The organism is Pontibacter sp. SGAir0037 (assembly GCF_005491705.1).
Taxonomy (GTDB): Bacteria; Bacteroidota; Bacteroidia; order Cytophagales; family Hymenobacteraceae; genus Pontibacter.
Genome location: NZ_CP028092.1, coordinates 4,133,248 through 4,155,851 on the forward strand (window position 1 = coordinate 4,133,248; position 22,604 = coordinate 4,155,851).

Annotated in this window: 22 protein-coding genes and 1 riboswitch; of the genes, 8 read left to right on the top strand and 14 right to left on the bottom strand. The window is 44.6% G+C overall.

Annotation, left to right across the window (positions count from 1 at the left end):
- Window positions 1–9 precede the first annotated feature (9 nt).
- Window positions 10–207: riboswitch (cobalamin riboswitch) on the top strand.
- 160 nt (window positions 208–367) lie between these two features.
- On the top strand, window positions 368–2,674 hold the full coding sequence (metE, locus tag C1N53_RS17035; protein WP_137760456.1) for a 5-methyltetrahydropteroyltriglutamate--homocysteine S-methyltransferase: 2,307 nt from the start codon (window positions 368–370) through the stop codon (window positions 2,672–2,674).
- Window positions 2,675–2,847: 173 nt separating this feature from the next.
- The gene (locus C1N53_RS17040) at window positions 2,848–3,090 is read left to right on the top strand and encodes a cysteine-rich CWC family protein (protein WP_137760457.1); all 243 of its coding nucleotides are present in this window, start codon (window positions 2,848–2,850) and stop codon (window positions 3,088–3,090) included.
- Here C1N53_RS17040 and C1N53_RS17045 read toward each other — a convergent pair.
- The 6 genes from C1N53_RS17045 to C1N53_RS17070 all read right to left on the bottom strand — a co-directional run bounded on the left by C1N53_RS17045 (window position 3,083) and on the right by C1N53_RS17070 (window position 7,186).
- Window positions 3,083–3,832 (bottom strand): ZIP family metal transporter, encoded by a 750-nt coding sequence (locus C1N53_RS17045; RefSeq protein WP_137760458.1) that lies wholly within the window; start codon window positions 3,830–3,832, stop codon window positions 3,083–3,085. The genes C1N53_RS17040 and C1N53_RS17045 overlap by 8 nt on opposite strands.
- Window positions 3,833–3,837: 5 nt before the next feature.
- The gene (locus C1N53_RS17050) at window positions 3,838–4,572 is read right to left on the bottom strand and encodes a cyclopropane-fatty-acyl-phospholipid synthase family protein (RefSeq protein WP_137760459.1); all 735 of its coding nucleotides are present in this window, start codon (window positions 4,570–4,572) and stop codon (window positions 3,838–3,840) included.
- Between the two features lie 170 nt (window positions 4,573–4,742).
- A complete protein-coding gene (locus C1N53_RS17055; RefSeq protein WP_137760460.1) occupies window positions 4,743–5,027 on the bottom strand; it encodes a hypothetical protein in 285 nt (94 codons plus the stop codon).
- Between the two features lie 107 nt (window positions 5,028–5,134).
- Window positions 5,135–5,725, bottom strand: coding sequence for a hypothetical protein (locus C1N53_RS17060; protein ID WP_137760461.1), 591 nt, complete (start codon window positions 5,723–5,725; stop codon window positions 5,135–5,137).
- 120 nt (window positions 5,726–5,845) lie between these two features.
- Complete coding sequence (gene nadC / locus C1N53_RS17065) at window positions 5,846–6,706, bottom strand: carboxylating nicotinate-nucleotide diphosphorylase (protein WP_137760462.1); 861 nt, start codon at window positions 6,704–6,706, stop codon at window positions 5,846–5,848.
- Between the two features lie 66 nt (window positions 6,707–6,772).
- Complete coding sequence (locus C1N53_RS17070; protein WP_137760463.1) at window positions 6,773–7,186, bottom strand: DUF4783 domain-containing protein; 414 nt, start codon at window positions 7,184–7,186, stop codon at window positions 6,773–6,775.
- Window positions 7,187–7,464: 278 nt separating this feature from the next.
- On the opposite strand from C1N53_RS17070, the gene gpmI reads away from it, so the two are divergent.
- The 3 genes from gpmI to C1N53_RS17085 all read left to right on the top strand — a co-directional run bounded on the left by gpmI (window position 7,465) and on the right by C1N53_RS17085 (window position 11,243).
- Window positions 7,465–8,994, top strand: coding sequence for a 2,3-bisphosphoglycerate-independent phosphoglycerate mutase (gpmI, locus tag C1N53_RS17075; RefSeq protein WP_137760464.1), 1,530 nt, complete (start codon window positions 7,465–7,467; stop codon window positions 8,992–8,994).
- 43 nt (window positions 8,995–9,037) lie between these two features.
- Window positions 9,038–9,571, top strand: coding sequence for a hypothetical protein (locus C1N53_RS17080; RefSeq protein WP_137760465.1), 534 nt, complete (start codon window positions 9,038–9,040; stop codon window positions 9,569–9,571).
- A gap of 169 nt (window positions 9,572–9,740) precedes the next feature.
- Window positions 9,741–11,243, top strand: a complete 1,503-nt coding sequence (locus C1N53_RS17085; protein ID WP_137760466.1) for a M43 family zinc metalloprotease — start codon at window positions 9,741–9,743, stop codon at window positions 11,241–11,243.
- Window positions 11,244–11,266: 23 nt separating this feature from the next.
- Here C1N53_RS17085 and C1N53_RS17090 read toward each other — a convergent pair whose 3' ends face one another.
- The 3 genes from C1N53_RS17090 to prfA form a co-directional block, all read right to left on the bottom strand.
- Window positions 11,267–11,689 carry a secondary thiamine-phosphate synthase enzyme YjbQ gene (locus C1N53_RS17090; RefSeq protein WP_137760467.1) on the bottom strand — a complete coding sequence of 141 codons (423 nt, stop codon included), beginning with the start codon at window positions 11,687–11,689 and terminating at the stop codon, window positions 11,267–11,269.
- 18 nt (window positions 11,690–11,707) lie between these two features.
- On the bottom strand, window positions 11,708–13,051 hold the full coding sequence (locus C1N53_RS17095; protein ID WP_240773254.1) for a hypothetical protein: 1,344 nt from the start codon (window positions 13,049–13,051) through the stop codon (window positions 11,708–11,710).
- Between the two features lie 179 nt (window positions 13,052–13,230).
- Window positions 13,231–14,304, bottom strand: coding sequence for a peptide chain release factor 1 (prfA, locus tag C1N53_RS17100; RefSeq protein WP_137760469.1), 1,074 nt, complete (start codon window positions 14,302–14,304; stop codon window positions 13,231–13,233).
- 63 nt (window positions 14,305–14,367) lie between these two features.
- On the opposite strand from prfA, the gene C1N53_RS17105 reads away from it, so the two are divergent.
- The 3 genes from C1N53_RS17105 to C1N53_RS17115 all read left to right on the top strand — a co-directional run bounded on the left by C1N53_RS17105 (window position 14,368) and on the right by C1N53_RS17115 (window position 15,913).
- The gene (locus C1N53_RS17105; RefSeq protein ID WP_240773255.1) at window positions 14,368–15,075 is read left to right on the top strand and encodes a DUF3365 domain-containing protein; all 708 of its coding nucleotides are present in this window, start codon (window positions 14,368–14,370) and stop codon (window positions 15,073–15,075) included.
- Between the two features lie 266 nt (window positions 15,076–15,341).
- A complete protein-coding gene (locus tag C1N53_RS17110; protein ID WP_137760470.1) occupies window positions 15,342–15,662 on the top strand; it encodes a co-chaperone YbbN in 321 nt (106 codons plus the stop codon).
- Between the two features lie 8 nt (window positions 15,663–15,670).
- Window positions 15,671–15,913: a hypothetical protein gene (locus C1N53_RS17115; protein ID WP_137760471.1), complete on the top strand. Its 243-nt coding sequence runs from the start codon at window positions 15,671–15,673 to the stop codon at window positions 15,911–15,913.
- 59 nt (window positions 15,914–15,972) lie between these two features.
- Here C1N53_RS17115 and C1N53_RS17120 read toward each other — a convergent pair whose 3' ends face one another.
- From C1N53_RS17120 to C1N53_RS17140, 5 genes are all read right to left on the bottom strand, one after another.
- On the bottom strand, window positions 15,973–16,584 hold the full coding sequence (locus tag C1N53_RS17120; protein WP_137760472.1) for a TetR/AcrR family transcriptional regulator: 612 nt from the start codon (window positions 16,582–16,584) through the stop codon (window positions 15,973–15,975).
- A 140-nt stretch (window positions 16,585–16,724) separates the two neighbouring features.
- Window positions 16,725–17,402, bottom strand: a complete 678-nt coding sequence (locus C1N53_RS17125; protein WP_137760473.1) for a carotenoid biosynthesis protein — start codon at window positions 17,400–17,402, stop codon at window positions 16,725–16,727.
- A gap of 27 nt (window positions 17,403–17,429) precedes the next feature.
- Window positions 17,430–18,899, bottom strand: coding sequence for a 1-hydroxycarotenoid 3,4-desaturase CrtD (gene crtD, locus C1N53_RS17130; RefSeq protein WP_137760474.1), 1,470 nt, complete (start codon window positions 18,897–18,899; stop codon window positions 17,430–17,432).
- Between the two features lie 75 nt (window positions 18,900–18,974).
- Window positions 18,975–19,415 carry a hypothetical protein gene (locus C1N53_RS17135; RefSeq protein ID WP_137760475.1) on the bottom strand — a complete coding sequence of 147 codons (441 nt, stop codon included), beginning with the start codon at window positions 19,413–19,415 and terminating at the stop codon, window positions 18,975–18,977.
- A gap of 172 nt (window positions 19,416–19,587) precedes the next feature.
- Entirely contained in the window at window positions 19,588–22,515 is a 2,928-nt protein-coding gene (locus C1N53_RS17140) for a DEAD/DEAH box helicase (RefSeq protein WP_137760476.1), read from the bottom strand.
- Between the last annotated feature and the right edge of the window lie 89 nt (window positions 22,516–22,604).

Consider the following 22,604-nt stretch of genomic DNA (forward strand, 5'->3'; position numbering starts at 1 on the left):
TTTACTTTATTCTTCTTCCTAATGTCAGGTGTGCGGGTAATACCGCGCTTAAAAAGGAACCGTGTGTAAATCACGGGCTGTCGCGCAACTGTAAGTAACTTACCGGTTGTTGCCTCTATTATGTCCATTGTATTGTGTAAAAACAGTATGAGAAGGACGGCAACAACGTTACAAGCCAGGAGACTTGCCTGAAATTATGAGACAAATGCTTTCGCGATTGAAGCTTAGTCTGGAGTTAATGAAAAGAGGAGGTAAGGCTGCGCTTGCCTCTCTGTGTCTTTTCTTTCCGCTATTTTCACGAAAGCATACTGTGAATACTGTACTGAGCATTAAGTCAAATTAATGTTTATTTAAAAGTATTATCTGTATGCTAAAAAACAATTTGGGCTACCCACGGGTGGGAGCACAGCGCGAGCTAAAGAAAGCTTGCGAACAGTACTGGTCTGGCAAAATCTCGCAACAACAGCTTTACCAGGTAAAAGACCAACTGCTTCAACAGAACTGGTTGCTGCAGCAAAAAGCAGGCATCGATCTGATCCCTTCCAACGATTTCAGTTTTTACGACCAGGTGCTGGATATGTCGCTTACAGTAGGCAACATACCTGCCCGCTACAGCCCGGTACTTACCAAACATAAAGGCAATACGGAGTTGGACCTTTACTTCGCTATGGCAAGAGGCTATCAGAAAGATGGCCTCGATATAAAGGCGATGGAGATGACCAAATGGTTCGACACCAACTACCATTATATTGTACCTGAGTTTCACAAAGAACAGACTTTTCAGCTATTCTCTAACAAAGTGATTTACGATTTCGAGCAATCGAAGCAAGTACTGGGCAAACCCTCGAAGCCTGTCCTCATCGGTCCTGTTTCATACTTATTATTAGGCAAAGAAAAGGAAGCAGGTTTTCATAGAATAGACCTGCTGCATAATTTGCTACCTGTTTACGTAGAGCTACTCGGGCAACTAAGGGCAAGAGGAGCCGAATGGGTGCAACTGGATGAACCTTTTCTGGCTATGGATCTAACTTCAAAAGAAAAAGAAGCCTTTGCCTTTGCTTACAAGGAAATTAAGAAGCACTGTCCAGGCATTAAAACTCTTGTGACCTCTTATTTTGATGGTTTAAGGGATAACACGGTACTGGCTACTTCACTGCCGGTTTGTGCACTTCATATTGATCTGGTTCGTGCTCCAGAGCAGCTGGCGAATGTGCTGAACCTGCTACCGAAACAAACCATTCTGTCGCTTGGCGTGATAGATGGGCGCAACATCTGGAAGAACGGCTACAGTACATCTGTGGCATATATACAACAAGCTGTAAAGCAACTGGGGGAGGACAGGGTAATGATTGCGCCTTCCTGTTCGCTTCTGCATGTACCTTTCGATTTGGAACTGGAGACAACACTACAGCCCGCACTTAAAAACTGGCTTGCTTTTGCAAAACAGAAGCTACAGGAAATACAGGAACTGTATACTATCTGGCAAGGCAACAACAGCTTACTAGAGGCTAATCAGGCCATGATTCAAAGCAGGAGCACTTCTACCCTCATCCATAAAGAGGCAGTAAAGAAGCGTGTTGCAGCCATAACAGATCAGGATGCCAGGCGCACCAGCAGCTTTGCCGTGCGCCAGCAGAAACAGCGTGAGAAGTTTAAACTGCCGCTTTACCCGACCACCACCATTGGGTCGTTTCCTCAGACAGCTGAAATTCGCCAGCTGCGTGCCAAATTTAAGAAAGGAGAGCTATCGCTGGAGCAGTATGAGCAGGAAATAAAACAGGCAACTGAAGAAGTTATACGCTGGCAGGAAGCTATTAACCTGGACGTGCTGGTGCACGGTGAGTTTGAGCGGAATGATATGGTTGAATATTTCGGTGAGCTGCTCGATGGCTTTGCCTTTACCCAGCATGGCTGGGTACAGAGCTACGGTAGCCGCTGTGTAAAGCCGCCCGTCATTTATGGAGATGTAAGCCGCCCAACCGACATGACCGTCAGTTGGAGTACGTATGCTCAGTCGCTAACATCGAAGCATGTAAAAGGGATGCTCACAGGACCGGTTACAATATTACAATGGTCTTTTGTACGGGACGACCAGCCTCGCGCTGAAACTACCCTGCAACTAGCGCTGGCAATCCGCGACGAGGTAGTAGCACTGGAGCAAAACGGTATACAAATTATACAAATAGATGAACCTGCTGTGCGGGAAGGTTTACCGCTGCGTCGCTCAGACTGGCAGCCTTACCTGGAGTGGGCTATCAAAGCCTTTCGTATTGCAGCAAGTGGCGTAAAAGACGACACCCAGATACACACTCACATGTGTTACAGCGAGTTTAACGACATCATTCATTCTATTGCTGATATGGACGCCGATGTTATAACCATGGAAACTTCACGCTCGCAGATGGAGTTGCTGGAAGCTTTTTCAGATTTTAAATACCCGAATGAGATTGGCCCTGGTGTGTATGACATTCATTCACCACGTGTGCCAACTGTAGAAGAGATGGTTCAACTTCTGGAGAAAGCTTCCGCCTTATTACCAGCGCGTAATATCTGGGTTAATCCGGATTGTGGTTTAAAAACCCGCAAGTGGCCAGAAACAGAGGCTTCCCTTAAAAACATGGTACAGGCTGCCATCGAGGCCAGAAAAAAAGAACATGCTCCAGCTATAGCCTAAAACTACCAAGCCCTGTAGCTGCCTTGCAGCTACAGGGCTTTATAAAAAACAACGCAGTTTTAATATCTTATTTCTCCAGAAGAGCTTTAGATCGTGTATTGTTCTTAAGAGTGATTCACGTTTAAATTTCAGTAGCTTTATCGCCGTCTGTACAACCACAAAATGTTTTTAAAATGCCACAGCACGAAAGCAAGACCTGCCCTCGTTGCCAATGCCCTTTCGAATGCAAGGTTGGCTCGATCCTGATTTGCCAATGCAGCACCGTAAGCCTAAACGATGAGGAACGGCACTACCTGGGGGAACGCTATACCGATTGTCTCTGTGCTAATTGCATGAAAGAGCTCCGGCACGAGTTCCAGGTACAAAAGTTTCAGAAAATGCTTAACCAGCTAATGGGCGCCAGCGGCTTTAAATAAAATCGCTTACCAAAGCTAAACTTAAACCCAGCAAGGTAGCTATAAGCTTATTGCGGTTAAAGCGGTGATCCGGGGTAGTTTCGAAAAGAATGGTTGTAGAAATATGCAGGAAGTTTCCGGCCACAATACCGGTAAGCGCAACAAATACTTTACCACCCATTGCCTCGCTACCTAATATATAGTTACTGATTATAATGCCTAGCGGAGCACCAACGGCAAATATCAACAGCCACATAAAAGCTTTCTTAAAGCTCCCTAACCTTGAAAGCAGCACCGACATAAGCGCAAAAGCAGCTGGTATATGGTGTAGTGCAACCCCCAGCAGGACTACATAAAAATTGTTGCGCTCGTGCACATGCCCTACATGCTGGCTACCACCCTCCACCAAAATACTTCCTTCCAGAAAGGAATGTATGAACAATGATCCTAGCAGCAGGTAAGGCAGGGTATGAGTGTGCTTATGCCCGTTTGTGTGCATGTGCCCATGCTCTACACCATGAGAAAACAACTCCAGCACCAGTTGCAGAAAGAAGCCGGTTAATACCCAGTACCCTACTACATGCGGATTACTATTGTTCAGCAGTACATCGGGCAGCAGGTGAATAATAGTAATCGTGAACAGGTAGGCACCACTAAATGCCAAGGCCATTTTAAGCCACTTTACATTATCCGGCGGAAATGCTTTTACCAGGAAAGCAGAAAAAACAACTGTAAAAAAAAGAACAAGTATAGCTACTATCATGCAGACTAGTATTTCTTTAACACAAAGATCATACGCTCACTCTCCTCGTGGTAAGGCTCCAGGTTATAATTCCCGAACACCTCTACCAGCCGAAGCTGCGCCATTTTAAAATACTCGATAAAATCTTCCTGGCGTAAAGCCCGCACCCTCTCCTCAAACTGATAATCCTGCCCTTTGTCGGAGAAACTTATCTTTTTTATGATAAACCCGTTTTCTACTCCCCGATGTATACAAAAGGGAATTCCCTGCACTTCCTTAACTTCCTCTTTCACAAGCCTGTCTATGGTTCTGTTTGTATTCATAAAATCGATTACAAACTTGCCGCCATGCTTTATACTTTTAGCAGTAGCATCCAGAGCCACTACGTTTTCTGTTTCATTGCTAAAATATCCAAAGCTGGTAAAGAGGTTCAGTACGAAATCAAAAGCCTCTGGTTTGTACACCATCCGCATATCGTGCACTTCGAAATGCAGCCGCTCATTCTCAAACTGCTTTGCGTATGCAATGCTGTGCGGCGACAAATCAATTCCGGTTACATCATAGCCTTTTTTATTCAGATAAATTGAGTGGCGGCCTTTGCCACAGGCAAGGTCGAGAATGTTTTCGTGGGGCTTGGGGTGGAGATAAGAAAGTAATTTATCTATAAACTGCCGGGCTTCCTGCTCATCACGATTCTTGTATAGTATATGGTAGTAGGGGGAATCAAACCAAGCACTAAACCATTCATCCTGTTGAGCCATATTCCTCTAAATGCAATTAAGCTGCAAATATACTTTAATTTTAATCAATCATACCACCGCATCTCTATCTTAAAGATAAACTATGGTATAGTTATACTAGTAGTGCTATGCATAAAAAAACCTGCCGCTGCAGTAAGAACCGCAACGGCAGGTTTTTTTATGCATACTTATTAGTGCTTTACTGCGTTTTCTGCCTCGTTTGTTTTTGCATCCTCATGCACGCTTTCGCCTGGCTGAATAGAATTAGCTCCTTCGTCGTGGTTCATCATCACGTCGTCTCTGTGCGTATTGCTTTGGCCAGCACCTCTGTCACTTACATTAGGCGTGTTGCGCTGCCCTGGCGCTACTTTATCTACTGATACTTTTGTTTCAGGCCTCTTATCAGACGGAGTATCGCAAGAAACCACCATTAAACCGCATACTGCGGCAAATACTGCTAATACGTTCTTATTCATTTCTGTTCGTTTATACTTTGCTCTATATTATAAGCTGTTCCTTCTATAACTGGGGCAACCTGTTTCGAATAATCATTAACGTTAATAATCAACCGAAAGATTATATACTATGCCAGCAGGCTCTTGCGGCGCAGCATGCTTTCGAACAGCTTAACATCGTTCGGGCTGTTAAAGATGCGAAAAGGCATATGTATAAAAATAGGTGTCTGGAAATTACGGGCCACCCAGCCTTTCCAGCCTGTAGGCAACTGTGCATCGGCGGCAGGCTGCAGCCAGAGCACATAAGCATCATCTTTCATCTCTGCCTTCTGAATCATATCCCAGTTCAGGGCCATTCCTTCGCGCTCGTTACGCTTCATCAGAATCTGGCGGTGGTCTACTTCATAATTCAGCTTTTCAAACAGCGGGTTGCCCTGCTCTACCTGTGTAACCCCCATTACCTGTGCCGAACGCAGTAAAACAAATAGCAATGTTACGACAATGGCAATAGCTACCCACCACCACGAAAAGCTGAAAGCAGCCGGCAGCAGCAAGATCACCAGCGGAATCAGGGCATACCACCATTCTTTCCGCCACACTTTAGCTAAAGCCACGCGGGTAAACATATTTTTATCAAGCTGATACTTCTTGGTACGGATTGCCAATGGGGAGGAACCACCTTGTGGGGTTCTAAAACCTTTTTGATTTGGTCGCTGCATATACTCTTAAAATGTCGATATTCTTATCTCTGCCAAACTCACATCGCCGGTACCTGACCGCAGAGTGAATGTCTTTTACTTAAACCTTTGAATTGTCCGCGCAAAGGTACACTGTTTTATTTATTTATACGCTTTCAGGCTTAAATCCATACTTTTTGTTGAGTGCGTTAGGGCACCAACAGAAATATAATCTACACCTGTGCGGGCCACTTCGGCAATGGTTTCTTCTGTTATCCCGCCTGATGCCTCTGTTTCGTAGCGACCACCAACCATACGAACGGCTTCACGCATCATATCCGGTGACATGTTGTCGAGCAATACTCTCTGGATTCCGCCTGTTTCTATAGCCTCTCGCACTTCCTCCAGCGTTCGGGTTTCCACCTCTATCTGCAGCTCCTTCCCTTTGTCCTTGAGGTAACGCCGGGTTGCTTCTATAGCTTCTTTTATACCACCGGCATAGTCTACATGGTTATCTTTTAGCATCACCATATCATATAATCCAAAGCGGTGGTTCCTGCCTCCACCAATCACAACAGCCCATTTTTCCATCATCCGGAAGTTTGGAGTTGTTTTGCGGGTATCCAATAAGGTAGCATTGGTGCCTTCAATCAGCCTGGAAAGGTAATGTGTATAGGTAGCAATACCGCTCATACGCTGCATGCAGTTCAGCACCAGGCGCTCAGCAGTTAAGATAGACTGTGCCCTTCCTTTAACAGTTAAGGCAATATCTCCAAAAGCAACGGATGCACCATCCTGCAGGAGCACTTCTACCTGTAGGTCGGGGTCTACGGTTCTAAATATATAGGTAGCCAGCTCTACACCAGCCAGTATACCTTCTCCCTTCACCAGCAGGCGCGCCTGGTTTTGCGCATCGGCAGGTATAGATGCCAACGAAGAGTGATCACCATCACCAATATCTTCGGCAAGGGCGCGCGAGATAAACTCGGCTATGCTTTTTTCTGTCAGGTATGTCGGTTTCACGGCACAAAAATAAAAAAAGGCTCTGGAAATACCCCGAGCCTTTGTAAAAATCTCATTTATATCTGCTTAATCTTCTATAAAATCCATTGAATGGATCATATACCTGCCGTTAGACTCTTTTAAGCGTACCAGCACAGTGTAAGAACCGCTTCTGGATGAGTAAGAACCAATGGCGTAACGCTTTCCTTTATCGGAAGAGCCATCAAAGGTATAAGTAAAATCTGTAGGTCCGGTTTTGCTAAAGAAGTTCTTCATCACAAACTCTGCCTGGGTGCTGCTGTAATCGGTAGAGCTACCATCGGCAAAAGAGATACTTACTTTAGAATCGAAATGCCGTGACAAGTCTCTTGATGAGCCTATTTTTATGGCTGATTTCACGCTACCAAGCACATCATTCTGCGCAGCGGCTCCTCCTGGTTTGAAAAAAAGTAGTCCAATCAGTAAAGAAAGCGCAATAGCAACGTGTTTAAAGTTTTTCATAAATATGGGTTAATTATCTGTTGGATCATCAGCTAAAACTATGCCAACTCCCTTACGTCTAATCTTCCTGATAAAGTTAACGCAATTTGGCAATAAAGGAAAATATAAGGCTAGGAATAGAGCTGTTTTTATATATTGTGAAAATCGTAAGTACTTAGTCCTGAATTTATTTTTTCATTAACCCGGCTATTATTTTTTTAGTTTCGCAAGCAGTTTATAATATTACCTTTGTTTAAGTGGTTTTGAGCGGCCTTAAATTTTATAGCTATATTTGCGGTATGAATAAGAAAGTACTTTTAGTGATTTTAGACGGATGGGGCATTGCCACTAATCCAGAGGTTTCGGCTATACAGTCAGCTAATACGCCATTCTATGATTCTATCCTGCAGAAGTACCCAAGCTCCAGGCTACAGGCTTCGGGTGAAGCCGTAGGTTTACCCGAAGGCCAGATGGGAAACTCAGAAGTAGGCCACATGAACATAGGCGCAGGACGCGTTGTATACCAGGACCTGGTACTTATCAATAAAACCATAGCAGAGCACAAGCTGGCTTCTATGCCTGCGCTGGCCAATGCCTTTGCCTATGCCAAAGAGCAGAAAAAAGCAGTACACCTGATCGGCCTTTTGTCAGACGGCGGGGTACACTCGCACATCGATCACTTAAAAGCACTTTGCACAGCTGCCTTCGACCAGGAGTTGCACCAGGTATACATTCATGCCTTTACCGATGGCCGCGATACCGACCCGAAAGGTGGTGTAAAGTATATCAACGAACTGGAGCAGCACCTGGAGTCGTCTGCTGGCAAAATAGCCTCTGTTATTGGCCGCTACTACGCTATGGACCGCGATAACCGCTGGGAGCGTGTAAAACTGGCCTACGACCTGCTGGTGCACGGCACAGGCACACCTTCTCAGAACATCATCAAGTCGATGCTGGAGTCTTACAACCAAGGCGTAACAGATGAGTTTATTCAGCCTATTGTAAAGGTAAACGACCAGCAGGAGCCAATTGCCACTATAAAAGAAGGAGATGTGGTAATCTGCTTTAACTTCCGTACCGACCGTGGCCGTGAAATTACACAAGCTTTAACGCAACGCGATTTTCCGGAGCAGAACATGCAGAAGCTGGATCTGCGCTATGTTACCATGACGAACTATGACGACACCTTTGTGGGCGTAGAACCTATTTTTGCAAAAGACAACCTGAACAATACATTAGGCGAAGTACTGGCAAAAGCCGGTAAAAAACAGATCCGTATTGCTGAAACAGAAAAGTACCCACACGTTACCTTCTTCTTCTCGGGTGGCCGCGAAGTAGAGTTTGAAGGAGAAAAGCGTTTGATGTGCCCATCGCCGAAGGTAGCCACTTACGACCTGCAACCGGAAATGAGTGCCTTCGATATTCGCGATGCCATTATTCCTGAAATTCAGCAGCGATCAGCAGATTTCATCTGCCTGAACTTTGCGAACCCGGACATGGTAGGCCACACCGGTGTGTTTGAAGCTGCAGTAAAAGCGTGTGAAACGGTAGACCAATGTGCAGAAGCCGTTATTACCACAGCCTTGGCTAACGATTATGCCACCATTGTTATCGCAGACCACGGCAATGCCGACTGCATGATAAATCCTGATGGCACTCCAAATACCGCTCATACAACTAACCTGGTGCCTTGCATCCTGGTTAGCAACGATTATGCAGGCACTTTACATGATGGAAAGTTAGGCGATTTAGCCCCAACTATTCTGGAATTAATCGGTATAGAACAGCCAGAGGAGATGCAGGGTGTATCTCTTTTAGTGAAACAATAAGCGTTTGATAAAGTATAAGCCTATCATATTTATAGCCACTCTGATGGCTATAACTGCATGTGAGAGACCAGCACCGCCTAGTTCTGCCGAGGCGGCGGCCTCTTACAATGTAGGAGATTACCTGCAGCAAGAGATACAACGCCTGCAGGCTGAGAAGCCGAATGTGCTAAAATCGGTACAGACTGAAAACAAACCTACTGAAACAGTAGAAACATCAGAGCTAAACTGGGAAAAAGAATTATCTGTTTTCCAGGATGCCAATATAAACCTGCCTACCTTACAGGATGACTTCATAGAAGAGCGGCAGGAACTGCCAGGTGGCATCGTGCTGACAAATTATCGCCGGAAAGAAGGCACTGGCGCTGCTGTAGCCTTTTTGAGCATCAGAACAGCCCCAGGCCCCAGGCTACAACAGTTAGAAGCCGTTATTCAGGAAGAAAACATGCTGTTTTACTCGAAGCGCAGGCTAACGTTAAGCACAAACGAGAACGGCAACATTGCCAGTTATGGCGTAGATGGTGTTCAGAAACTCATTTTTGGAGATTCGCTACATTATCGTACAGACGCGAATCTATAGCAAGCGGTCCTGCTTAAAAGCAGCTGGTTGCTTGCTCGCCTTTTTGCCCTTATTTTGCTTAAGAGCCCTAACATTTCTTTCTAATTGGAATTAATTTAACTTCCTATTCCGTTAGAAGCTCATGTAGAGCTTACCATGTAAATTAAGTAAGCAATTGCTCCTTTCTACTATGCGTGCATTAACTTTTGCTTGTTTATGGCTAGTTGGCCTGCAGCTCCAATGCTTCGGCCAGGCATCTCCTGTTCAAAACAGAGACCGCACATGTGCCACTACGGAGTACCTGGCACAGCAGGAACAACAAGACCCAACTTTTATGCAGCGTAAAGAAGCACTGGAGCAAGCTGTTCAGAAAGCGCTGCAGCGTCCGCGCACAGGCCAGGCTATTCAACAGACGACAATAATTATCCCGGTTGTGTTTCATGTTGTGTATAACACGGAGTCCGAAAATATTTCAGATGAACAGATTCTTTCACAGTTAGCTGTTCTGAATGCCGATTTTCGCAGGCTGAATGCCGATGCAGCCAATACGCCCCCTCATTTTCAATCGCTTGCTGCCGATACGCAAATAGAATTCTGCCTTGCCATTACCGATCCGAATGGAGAGCTAACTAGCGGCATCACTCGTACCAGGTCTACAGAAAGTGTGTTCAGAGTTTCTACGGATAATGTAAAGAATGCAGCCAGAGGTGGAGTAGAAGGATGGAACCGCGACCAGTACCTGAACATCTGGGTTTGTAACCTGGAATCCGGCTACCTGGGCTATGCTTCGCTGGCCAGTGCAGCTGCAACCCGCGATGGAGTGGTTATACATTATGAATCCATTGGTGCTCCACCAAGCAATAATTTTCCGGCTCCTTATAATCTGGGTCGTACTGCCACGCACGAAGTGGGGCATTGGCTTGGGCTGAAACATATCTGGGGCAGTGGCTCCAGGTGCACCGATTCCGATGATATTGCGGATACGCCCAATCAGTTGAGAGAAACAACCGGCTGCCCTGACAGCATTGTTATCTCCTGCGACAACGGGCCCTATGGGAATATGTGGATGAACTACATGGATTATTCAGATGATGCCTGCATGAACATGTTTACCAAAGGCCAGGCAGATTATATGCGCGCTTTTTTAGCTGTCAGCCGCCCGTCAATTCTCAGTTCTCTTGCCTGTAGTGTCAGCTTACGTTCCAGGTTCAGCTTAACCAACCAGGCTGATTCTCTTGTTATGGCAGGCAGCACAGTTGGATTTACCGATAGATCGGAAGGGTTAAAGCCTGTTACCTGGTTCTGGGAGTTTGAAGGTGGTATACCGGCTACATCCACCGCTCAACATCCAACGGTTACCTATCCTGCCCCAGGTAAATATAATGTTACACTTACTGTATCGAATGGCTCCTTAAGCAGTACAAAAACAGAGGAAAACATTGTACATGCCACCGTTACTGATTTAGTGGCCTATCCAAATCCGGCTTCAGATTACCTCATGCTGGAACAGCCTGTGGCGGTGCACATACAAGAAGTGGAACTGGTTAACCAAGTCGGCCAGACTCTTCTAACAGCCAGGGTCCAGGAAAGGGTTACCCGGCTAGATATACAACACGTGCCGGCTGGAGTCTACTTCCTCCGTATCAGGAGCTCGAATGGGCTGCAGGTGAAAAAAATAAGCATAGTACGGTAGCAGGGAATTAGTTCAACCGCTTATTATTGCCCTTGCAGTGTAATCACCACCGTACGTTTAGAAGCATGGTTGCGGTGTTCGCAGAGATATACTCCTTGCCAGGTACCTAAATTAAAACTGCCGTTGGTGATGGGTATTGTAACAGAGCTACCCAGTATAGCCGCTTTCAAATGAGCAGGCATGTCGTCAGATCCTTCCAGCGTATGGCGGTAGTAGGGCTGATTTTCAGGCACCATCTTATTGAAGTGGCTCTCGAAATCCTGCCGAACAGTTGGGTCTGCGTCTTCATTTATGGCCAGGCTGGCAGAAGTATGCTTCATGAAAATATGTGCAATACCTACGTTTATCTCTTCCAGTTCAGGCAGCTGCGACACCAGCAAATCTGTAATTAAATGAAACCCACGTTTAACCGCCGGCAACCTTATCTCTTTCTGATACCACTTCATCGTTTCTATTTTATACGCTTACTCTTTATACTCGAAAGCACCTATATCAGGCGTTGAAGCATTACGGTTTGTTCCTTTTATATCTGCCGAAACATCAGGCAAAGGAACAGCCGCTGTCCGGGCAGGAGAGGAGGCTTCTAAACTGAAATCGCGCTTAGCTGTTTCCTTAAATGCCGGATTGATGTTGAATATATTGCCACTGCCACTCAGAGCTTCTTTATACTGTTCGGTTCGTAGCAGGTTATGGGCTGCCTCTATTGTTAAAGTGGCGGCATTCCCGGCAAACAAAACTTCATCTTTAAAACTATAGCTATCGCTATAGATAATGGTATTTATCAGCCTCAGGCGTGTTGCCTGGTTCTCAATATCGGTTCCTGGTATATAGTCGGCTACTGCAAAAGCAGGAGTTTCGCGGGGCAGCGGGTTATTGTAGTTTACAATAGTAGAATAAAGCACCTCGTAATTACCTCCGCCCAGTCCGGCAAAACTATATTGCCCGCAATTCTGAATAAGCGTGTTTATTACTTTAATATCAGAAGTAAAACCGATAATACCATCCCGGAAGGTATATTGTATAGCACAACCTTCTACTAAAGTGCCAGCCTTTCCCGGGTTGCCGATACGTAACCCATAAACTGCATTCCGAATATCAGCATACCGAATAATATTGCTTTCGCTTTTTGTAACAATCCGGATTCCTTCCCACTGCCCTGGAGCGGTCGCATAGGCAGGTTCACGCCTATAGCCGCTAAACATGACACGCTCTTCTGGCGTGCCGTTTACAATTAACCTGCCATTTACCAGCAGTACGGCATTGTTAACGGCATAAATAAGGGCACCTTTCTCGATGGTCAGGGTGCTGTTTTCTTTAACCAACAGCGTGTCAAGCAACACGTAAGGCTTATCGTTGGTCCAGGTGGTGCTCCCGATAGTGCTTTTGCGAATAAAGTGCGCATTTTGCCCATAAGCCACCAACTTCACATTTTGCCGCTTCCCGTTGGTATCGAACACAATAGAATCGGCTACTAAAAAAGGTAGATTAACATCCGAAGGATTAACATTCACCTTCACCAGGATATTCAGGCTGTCTTTGCCTCTCAGCTCCAGGTTATTAACTACAGGAGCCTGTAAACCATTTATAGTAAGACTATAGGGAGAACTGGTCGCGCCAGCCAAAGCTATGTTACTGATCCGGACAGCTTTGTTGTTCGGGTTGTACACTTTCAGGCGCTTTGTTACGCTACCCTGCGTAACAAAAACAGTATCGAACAAAACGGTATCTGCCGAGAAACGAAGTACAGCTTTCGGATCTGTTGTAATTTCTTCATCGGTTGGCGTACACGACAAAGCCGATAACAGCAAAAGAAGAGGCCATATGTAAGAGAGAAATTTCAGATGTACTTCTTTTTATGATGTGATTGAGGTATAAAGGAGCTTTACAAAATGTAGCAGATCAGGCTCCTTAGAAACAAAATTAGGAATGTAGCTCCGGCTTATGCTTTTACCACATTCCTAAAAATAAAATTCATATTACCTGAAGCTTAGGCCGTAGCACCTTCTTTCAGTTTTTCAGCATTTTCAGCAATACGTAGTTCTTCTACAAAATCTTCTATACCACCGTCCATTACAGAAGGCAGGTTGTATACTGTATAACCGATGCGGTGATCAGTTACGCGGCCTTGCGGATAGTTATAGGTACGAATTTTGTCGGAGCGATCTCCGCCACCCACCATGCTCTTACGTTGTGCTCCTTCAGCCTCCAGCTTTTTGGCCAACTCCTGTTCATAGATACGGGAACGAAGTACAGCTAAGGCTTTATCAAAGTTCTTCAGCTGCGATTTCTGGTCCTGGCACTGCGCCACAAGGCCTGTTGGAAGGTGGGTTAAGCGCACCGCAGAATAAGTCGTGTTTACCGACTGACCACCAGGTCCGGAAGAACAGAAAAGGTCTTTACGGATGTCGTTCATGTCGATTTGCACATCAAACTCTTCTACTTCAGGCAGTACTACTACCGAAGCTACAGATGTATGGATACGGCCTTGTGTTTCGGTTGCCGGCACGCGCTGTACACGATGCACGCCCGATTCAAACTTCAGCTTACCGTATACATCTTCGCCAGACAAGCCTACAATAATCTCTTTATAACCACCCGAAGTACCTTCTGTTGCGTCAATCAACTCTACTCTCCAGCCTTGCTTTTCAGCGAAACGGCTGTACATACGGTATAAGTCGCCAGCAAAAATAGAAGCCTCGTCGCCACCAGCACCCGCACGAATCTCCATAATAATGTCTTTGCTGTCGTTCGGATCTTTCGGGATAAGCAACTCTTTTAGAAGCTCTTCCAGCTCATCACGCTTCGGAAGCAGCTCATCGAGCTCTTCTTTGGCCATTTCGCGAAAGTCTTCGTCTTTTTCGGTAGCAATAACTTGTTTGGCGCTATCGATGTTACTCAGTATGTTCAGGTACTTCTTATATTCAGTTACTATTTTGTCGAGGTCTTTGTACTCCTTGTTCAGCGCCTTGAACTTTTTCATGTCGCTCGCCACATCAGGCTGGACAAGCAATTGGCTCACCTCTTCGAAACGCTGATTTATGGCTTCTAATTTATCTAACATCGGTCTGTTATGGTTTTAAAGTGCAAAGATACTAAATTGGCTCGTAGATTCTTTTATACAAATATGCTTAAAAAGATGTTCACCCGGCACAAATTACTCTTATATATAACTTTAGCAACCACCTTTATAGTTTCAGGTTGCGAATTAAAAGTTAAGCCCATAGAAGGCGGCAAAGAAATAGCGAAAGAACTTGAGCGGCATAAGATAAAGCGGGTAACTGAAAAAGACTTTCTGGTAGCAGCCCGTACCGCAGGAGATTCGATTACGAGGGTGGCCCAGCGGGCACTGGATGCGCGGCTGCAGGTGGCTTTACAAACTAATGATATAGCTACCGCCATGGCGTATTGCCAGCCAGAAAACTATGCAGCCGTTGATTCGCTGGAGCAACTGTATGGCGCTATAGCCCGCCGGACCAGTAGTAAATTGCGAAACCCGCAGAACAAGGCTGCTCAAAGCATATCGGACCTGGTAGGGCAATATGAAAGAAAAGAACGCAACGAATCTGCAACGCTTGAGCTTTCAGAAGAAGAACTGCTTTACACAGCCCCGATCTTTATCAGAAACGAAAGTTGCCTCCATTGCCATGGCACGCCCGGCAAAGAAATCCTGGAAGCTGATTATGCTCTTATCAAAGCAAAATATCCAGCAGATGAAGCTGTTGGCTACAAGACCGGCGAGCTAAGGGGCATGTGGCACATTACTTTTGATAAAAAAGCATTTGTTACTTATTTAAATGCTCAGCCTAAAAAAAGCTGGCGAAAAAGCAAATAGCTGTAACTGAATAATATACATAAATAGCAACCTTATCTGCTAATTATTGAAATTTTAACAACTATATACTTAAAAAATTAGTATATTCGTTTTGGCGATTAAATCCGATTTTGTTAGCTATCGGTGAACAATCCTGCTTCCTCCTTTGTTGTGCCTACAAATATCAGCAAAATGTTTATTAACTTTGCTCCTTGAAACCTTGCCCTGGCAGGCAGGTAAAACTTAGGTGTATTTAGTTCTAACTACAAAAATTATATTTTTTACCTATGGCCGTTATAAAAGCAACTGACGACGATTTTTCAACTTTATTAAATTCCAACCAACGTGTTGTTGTAAAATATTATGCAGACTGGTGTGGTAACTGCCGCCTGTTTGCCCCAAAATTCAAGCGCATGTCTGATGATGAGCAATTTGCTGATGTTGCCTTTGTTGATGTAAACGCTGAAACAAGCCCGGAAGCCCGCAAGATTGCCGGAGTAACTAATCTGCCTTTCTTTGCAGTGTTTAAAGGAGGCCAGTTAGTAGATACAGTGGCAGCAAGCAAAGAAGAAGCTGTAAGAGGACTTATTAATAAATTAACTGCTTAAGAAGAGATATGAAGATTCCTGCGATAAAGAAACTAGTAGAAACGCAAACATTGGATGCTCTTATTGCTGCTGAGGCAGCTCTGATTGAAGAGCAACAACTACAAATTGATGTGGAAGGAGAAGATGAAGGAGAGAAGTTAACGCATATCCTAGCTGCTTCCTGGATCATTAACCACATTAACGATACTGATTCTGATTTTAAAACTGCTCTTCGCGAGTACACTAAAAAAGTGCGTGTATCTATCAGCTAGTCATGCCTCATTTTATAAAAGCAGAAGGCCCGACGTATAATATGTCGGGCCTTCTGCTTTTATGAAGTTAATCTTGAAAATATTTCCTCTGCCAGTTTGCCGCCTCTTTCGGTACATAACCCGCGCACATAGTATAAATATATACTCCTGAAAACTTCGGCAAGGTTAAAATAATCCGGAGGAAACACAGTGGGGTTCAGCATCATGTTCAGTTGCTCTAATATAATTTTTGTAACCAGCTGAATATTTATATCCTTCCGGAAATCTCCACTTAGAATGCCCTCATTTAAGATTCCGGATATTTCATGATAGGAAAAAGAATTTAAGTGGTCCAGGCACATTTGCCATGCCTCAGGATAATGCGTACGCAGATCGATGACATAAGCAGGATTTGTTTGTCTTATGTTCTTTATACCATCCTGTAATAATATTATAATTTTTTCTACAGCACTGCTGGCTTCAGCCAGTATAGCAGCATGGGCACGTTTCTGTTCTTCCAGATCGAAAGCAACAGTCTTTTTCACCATGTCTCCCTTATCAGAAAAAAGCTCGTGAAAGGTAGATTGACGGATATCCAGTCTCTTAATAAGGTTTTGTTCAGAATTTGTTTCTATACCTTCATTTTTAAATACCTGAAGAATCTCCCCTAATATGGTTTCCAAGAATGTCATTATACTAATTTAGACTGCCAAATGCTGCTCAAGAAGGCCTGTAACGCATATTGCACTATGTTGTTGCAAACCTTTTTAAACATGCTGTAAAGTTAAATATTTTTAACATAGTAGTACGCAACAAGGTGCAGTTAGATGTACTACAGCAGCATAAATAAACTAATAAAGAAGAAAGCTTGAATAAAAAATACAACAGGAGCTATTTTATTGCCCTTTTGGAAGTTTGCTTTTTGAAAGCAGATTTGTAAGAGAAAGGCAATTCCGAACCAGCCTGTAAAGTTTGTAACAGGAATCTGATTATTGGTCCAGCTCCAGAAGTCAAACTTAACGGCTACAGGTTCTATAAAATAATCAAGCAACACCATTAAAGCTGCTCCCAGGATACACTTAGCCAGCCAATGCCAACGTGTATAATTGCTTATATGCCCTGTCGTATATACCAGCATCAGCCAGTTCAGCCCTATCAGCAGGGGCACTTCCCACAGTTTTGTACCCAAGGCCTCTCCATAGGTATAATACCCGAACAGCAAGGCTGTATGCACTCCTACTACCTCTGCCATAAATCCTGTTACAGCTGTTACTATGGCAAAAACAATAAAGCTTAGATTCCACTGCTTGTGCAAGCTGAATAAAATAGCATTGGTAAGCAGTAAATTGAGCGGTGTTAGCGACTGGAAATAAGCTGCATTTCCACTGAAAGCCAGTCCCCACAAACCAACTGCATGAAATATTACCAGCACTGCTACCGCAGCCGGAAAAAAGTATTCGGCATATTTTTTTTTAGTGGCAGTAATGGCTCGTGAGTCCGTTTGTGGCATCGTGTATTATAATAATCAGGTTGTAAATTATTTCGCGGCAGGCACCATATCGCCCACAATTTTAGCCGACAGTAGACATAAAGGGATTCCTCCTCCGGGGTGAACACTACCTCCACAAAAGTACAATCCTTTGATGCTGCTGTTAAAATTAGGATGCCGCAAAAAAGCAGCCATTCTGTTATTAGAACTGCTTCCGTACAGTGCTCCCGCAAAAGACGAGGTTTTCTGCTCGATCAGGAGAGGGTCCAGCACTTGCTCTACCTCTATAAACGGAGCAATATCTGTGTGAAGCATAGCACTTAATTTCCTGACAACTGTTTCACGTGTAACGGAAATCAACTTGTCCCAATCCTGCCCCTGGTTATGAGGCACATTTACCATTACAAACCAGTTCTCCCCTCCTGGTGGCGCGTCGGCAGCATCAAGTTTAGAAGTAATATTTACATACACCGTTGGATCGGTGCTAATTGTTTTGTGCTGGAAGATGTGCTTAAATTCTTCTTTATAGTTTTTACTAAAGAAAATATTGTGCAGGTGTAGCTCCGGAAACTCTTTTTTAATGCCCCAATAGTATATTAAAGCGGAGCTGGATCGTGGCTGCTGCAATGTTTTTTCAGGTGCTTTATGTCCAGTAAGCAACTTACGGTAAGTCGGCACAACATCCATGTTACTTACTACTACCTCGGCTGCAAAGGTTCCTTTTGCTGTTCTTATACCTATTGCCTTCGCACCTGCAGTTATAATCTGCTCCACCGCCTCATTATACCGAAACTGTACGCCCAACTCCTCTGCCAGCCTTACCAGGCTTTCGGCAATAGCATAAATTCCACCCTTTGGATAAAACGCACCGATATTATGCTCCAGGTGCGGAATCAGGTTTAGAGTACCCGGTGCCTGATAAGGATCAGAACCATTGTAGGTGGCGAACCTGTCCAGTAGCTGCACGAACCGATGGTCTGAAAATAACTGCTCATTTGCAGCATGCATAGTTGTGGTTAAACCCAGGTCGGAGAGGCAGCCTAAAGCCTTTAATACATCTGCGCTCAGGTAGGTGTTCAGCCGGTGCAGCGATTTGTGCAGAAAGGTATCGGAAGTACCCTGATACAGCCTGGCGCTTTTTGCCAAAACCTCCTGAACAGCCTGCTGCGGCACCCCCAGCTGCAGCTCCGTTTCTTTAGCAAATTGTGCAGCATCAGCATAAGCTTTCAAATGGCTGCCATCAGGCCAGAAATAATGTGTGATCGGGTCGAGCCGTACATAAGTAAAGTATTCGGAAGGTTTTTTGCCTGCCAAACTAAAAAGCTCATCTACCAGGTGGGGGAGAGTGAAGAGAGAAGGGCCAGCATCGAACCTGTATCCCCCTAACCAGAACTGCTGCATTTTACCGCCAAATGTATCGGCTGTCTCAAATACAGTTACCGCATATCCTTTTACAGCCAGTCTGATAGCCGCTGCAATACCTCCGATTCCCGAACCAATAATGGCTGCTTTATTCATATTCTAATTTACAGGGTTTGCACCTATTCTGCACCTAAACTGATAAACTCCTGAAAAGTTTGATAAAATGCCAGCTTATGCTTTGCCAAAAAGCTTTTTGTAAACAGGCTTCCGCATGCTGAACTGTGCCAGCATAAGCGGGTAAAGCAGTTGATCGAGCAGCTTATTGCCTGTGCTAAAGGTTATGATATCGTGTATAATGGCTCCATTGCCATGTTTGCTTACCAAGTGCTTATGATGCCATGTTTGCAAAGGAGCAGGTAGTTCCTGGCCTTCATCTACAAAATAAGCGTCTGTATCCGTTACTTCTCTTTCCGTTATCAGGCTGGTCCAGCAATGGCGGGAGAAGCCTGTAAGCATTTCCACGGCTACAATATCTCCAGGCGCACTTCCATCGAAACGTAAAAGCTTCAGGCGGGGGTAGGGCGGAGACAAAGCCAGAAACAGCTTTTCATCAAAAGCATCGAAAACATGTCTAAAATCCTGCTGTACCGTTGTTTTTAGGTGTAAACGCATAGCAATTTTCTTTCTGGTATTATAGAGCTTGAACAAATAGATTTTTTACGTCCCCACTCACTTTACATAACCTCTGTTCAGCTGCAAAGTTTAACTACACAAAAGAAAAGCCGCTGTTGTATTTATACAAGCAGCGGCTCTGTGAATGTTAGCTTACATGTTAAGCAAAAGATTAGCTCAGCAGATTATCAATATCCTCCTTGGTAAGGCTCTTGATAATGGTTTCATCGGTACTGATCAGGTCTGTTACCAATTGTATTTTACGGTTCTGCAGAGCGAGTATCTTTTCCTCTACAGTATCTTTGGTAATAAACTTATAGGTAAACACTTTGTTCTGCTGCCCGATCCGATGCGCCCTGTCCACTGCCTGCGCCTCTACAGCCGGGTTCCACCACGGGTCCAGGATAAACACATAATCTGCTGCCGTTAAGTTAAGGCCTACACCACCTGCTTTCAGGGAAATCAGAAACACCTGTATACTTACATCCGTCTGGAAGCGCTCTACCTGCTGTTGCCTGTTTTTAGTATTCCCGTCCAAATAGGCATAAGTAATTTCACGCTCATCCAACACTTTGCGAATAATTTCCAGATGTTTCACAAATTGACTAAAGATTAGCACCTTGTGGCCCTTCGTCACCACATTTTTAGTCATGCGCATTACTTCTTTCAGCTTACCCGATTCTCCTTCGTAGCCTGCATCTGTCATCAGCGGGTGGTTGGCAATCTGCCGGAGCTTGATCAGGCCCTGCAAGAGCATGAACTGCGTATTTCCGGAGCCATTTTCTTCCAAGCTCTTCAGTATCTTATTACGGTAATAAGATTTTGTTTCTTCGTAGGCATGCTCCTGCTCCTCTGTCATTTTACAGTACGTAGTATGCTCTATTTTCTCAGGCAGTTCTTTTGCCACCTGCGATTTGTGCCTGCGCAGAATAAATGGCTTTATGAGAGCATGCAGCTTCCGTGTTTTCTGCTCGTCCTTTTCTTTTTCTATCGGCCGCAGAAACTCGTTGCGGAAGAAGTGCTGATTACCAAGTAAACCAGGATTAATAAAAGACATCTGCGACCACAGGTCCATGGTACTATTCTCTACAGGCGTACCCGTAAGAATCAGGCGGTGCCGTGATTTTAAAGACCGAACAGCGCGCGAGGTATTGGAATCGGGGTTTTTAATTGCCTGCGACTCATCCAGTATAATATAATCGAAGTAATAGTCTTTCAGCATTTCTGCATCCAGGCGCGCTATACCATAGGAGGTTAAAATTAGATCATAATCTTTGAACTGCTCCACATTCTTTTCCCGGTAAGTGCCCGTATAGTTCAGAATGCGCAGCTCTGGCGTAAACTTCTGTGCCTCGTTCAGCCAATTGTAAATCAGCGAAGTAGGCATGATAAGCAAGGTAGCTGTTTCTGCTCCATTTTCCTTGCGGTGTTGCAGCATAGCCAATGTTTGCACTGTTTTACCCAAGCCCATGTCATCGGCCAGGCAGCCTCCAAACTTATAGTCCTTTACAAAGTGCAGCCAATTATAGCCTGCTTTCTGATAAGGCCGCAGCTCCCCCTGAAAACCTGCCGGTAAAGGATGATCTTCTATCACCTCAAACTCACGCAACTTCTCCAGTTTACGGCTCATGGTAACAGTAGCCAGGTTACCGTTCTGCAAATCATTCACCAAAGCCGTATGATGCTTCTTCAGGGTGAGAGAATCTTCTCCTTCCGAAAAGGCAAACAGTTCTATATACTGCGTAAACCACTCTTCCGGAATAATAGCTATTTGGCCGTTGGGCAGCTTAAACTCATTATTTTTGGTTAGGATGTGGTTTTTCAGCTTGATGAAAGGAATCTCAAATTCACCAAAGCGAACTATGCCATAGATGTCGAACCAGTCGTTGTTTTCAGTAATGCCTACATCAACACTAACTTCTCCGATAAAGTAGCTTTTGCCGCTTTTTTCGGATTGACGCACGGTAAAACCTAACTGCTCCAACTCTTGCACATGATTGTTCAACCACGAGAAGGCCTCGCTTTTATCTAATACCACCTGCCCATTCTTTACCTCCAGGGCACGTTTTGAAAGCTCTTTTACAAACTCCCTTTCATGATTCACATCACGGATCAAGCGGTGGAAAATATAGGAATCCTGCGTTTTTTCCATGCTGACGCTTACACGCTTTGCTTCGTGTGTTTCTACCACATAGTCACCGTACTTAAAAGACAGATCAAATAAAATCTTCTCGGCAACGGAAGCTCTGTCGGCTCTTTCGGCACGGCCATTGGATAGCACAGCTGGTGCCTCTACGGCTTTAACCTCAGAGAAAGTAAGGTAAGGACTCGGTGTATATTTTTCTGATTTGATATCGAAGCCTTTGGCATACACATCAAACGATTCCACCAGCGGTGTTACAAACTTGCGGTAATAGTTTTCCTCTACAGAACGAGGAATCACAATAAATTTCTTATGGAGGAAAGGCTGTAGCTTTTTACCGTCTATAGCCTTTTCAAAACTATACACCACATCATCCAGCATCAGCCAGGCTGGTTCGTAGCAGATCAGGGTAGCATTGCGGTACTGGAAATCCAGTTTCTCACCTGCATATTTGATGGTTGGAAAGTAATGAGTATTATCGTCGTTGCGCCTGAAATGGAAAAGTACAGTAGCTTTTTCGGGTGCTATTTTGATCTGTTTCCAGGTTGGCTCTCCGTCCTTTCCCATAATAAAGGTGAACTTGTCCTGCAGCAGGTCAAGTATCTTACCCATCTTTACCTGTATGTAATGGCTGATCGCCTCCTGCAGCGTTTTATCTCCCTTTTCAGGATCATAGGTTTTCAGGAAGAATTCTGCTGTGGTAACTTTTTTTGAGGAAAACTTCTTCAGCACCGCATCCTGTTGAATCTGGTCGATCAGGGTGATCAGTTTGAAGTCGTTCCCATCTAAGCGTGAGGCAAATTCATCGGCATTTTTGGCAGAAATGTTCTGGTGCTGCAATGTAAGTTGACCTTTGGAATTTACCTGCACCACAAACGATTCGAAAAGATAGCCTAGGTATTCATGCTCAAAAAGCGAATAGATTACCTGAAAGGGCTGTGTAGTATACACTTTCATGCCAACGACAAAATTTTGGACGACAAATTAAGCTATAAAGAGCGCATTTCCTACCAAAATATGCTTTTTATAGGCTTATAAAGCAGCTT